The sequence below is a fragment of the Protofrankia sp. Cr2 genome (assembly GCF_963555885.1).
GTDB lineage: Bacteria > Actinomycetota > Actinomycetes > Frankiales > Frankiaceae > Protofrankia.
This window is the reverse complement of record NZ_CAUVXG010000085.1, coordinates 6853-7897: the sequence shown is the minus strand read 5'-3', so window position 1 is coordinate 7897 and position 1045 is coordinate 6853. Positions and strand designations below refer to the sequence as shown.

The 1045-nt window shown below is 71.8% G+C and carries 1 protein-coding gene; it reads left to right on the top strand.

The window, feature by feature from the left end; genetic code table 11:
• Positions 1-61: 61 nt before the first annotated feature.
• On the top strand, positions 62-1045 hold a 984-nt coding region (locus U9978_RS22815; RefSeq protein ID WP_416211111.1), incomplete at its 3' end, for a WD40 repeat domain-containing protein.

The following is a 1045-nucleotide window of genomic DNA, read 5'->3' as shown; positions in this document are numbered from 1 at the left end:
CCTGGGCGCTCCTCGTCGGCTCGGTGGCCCCCTCATCGGTCATAACGATCCGGTGCGGTCAGTGGTGTTCTCGCCGGACGGGCGCACCCTGGCTACCGGCAGCGACGACCGCACCGTGCGGCTGTGGGATGTGTCCAACCTGGCTGCCCCCCGTCGGCTCGGCGATCCCCTCACCACCCACGACAGTTCGGTGTGGTCGGTGACGTTCTCCCCGGACGGGCACACCCTGGCCGCCGGCAGCGACGACCAGACCGTGCGGCTGTGGGATGTGTCCAACCCGGCTGCTCCCCGTCCGTTCGGCGATCCCCTCACCGGCCCCAGCGGTCCGGTGCGGTCGGTGGTGTTCTCCCCGGACGGGCACACCCTGGCCGCCGGCAGCGACGACCAGACGGTGGTGCTGTGGGATGTGTCCGACCGCGCTTCCCCCGGTCAGCTCGGCGATCCCCTCACCGGCCCCAGCGGTCCGGTGGGGTCGGTGGTGTTCTCCCCGGACGGGCACACCCTGGTCGCAGGCAGCGACGGCAGCACCGTACTGCTGTGGGATGTGTCCAACCCGGCTGCTCCCCATCCGCTCGGCGGTTCCCTCACCGGCCCCAGCGGTCCGGTGGGGTCGGTGGTGTTCTCCCCGGACGGGCGCACCCTGGCCAGCGGCAGCGACGACCGCACCGTGCGGCTGTGGGATGTGTCCAACCCGGCTGCTCCCCATCCGTTCGGCGATCCCCTCATCGGTCATAACGATCCGGTGCGGTCAGTGGTGTTCTCGCCGGACGGACGCACCCTGGCCAGCGGCAGCGATGACCGCACGGTGGTGTTGTGGGATGTGTCCAACCCGGGCGCCCCTCGTCGGCTCGGTGGCCCCCTCACCGGCCACAGTGGTCCGGTGCGGTCGGTGGTGTTCTCGCCGGACGGACGCACCCTGGCCAGCGGCAGCGATGACCGCACGGTGGTGTTGTGGGATGTGTCCAACCCGGGCGCCCCTCGTCGGCTCGGTGGCCCCCTCACCGGCCACAGTGGTCCGGTGCGGTCGGTGGTGTTCTCGCCGGAC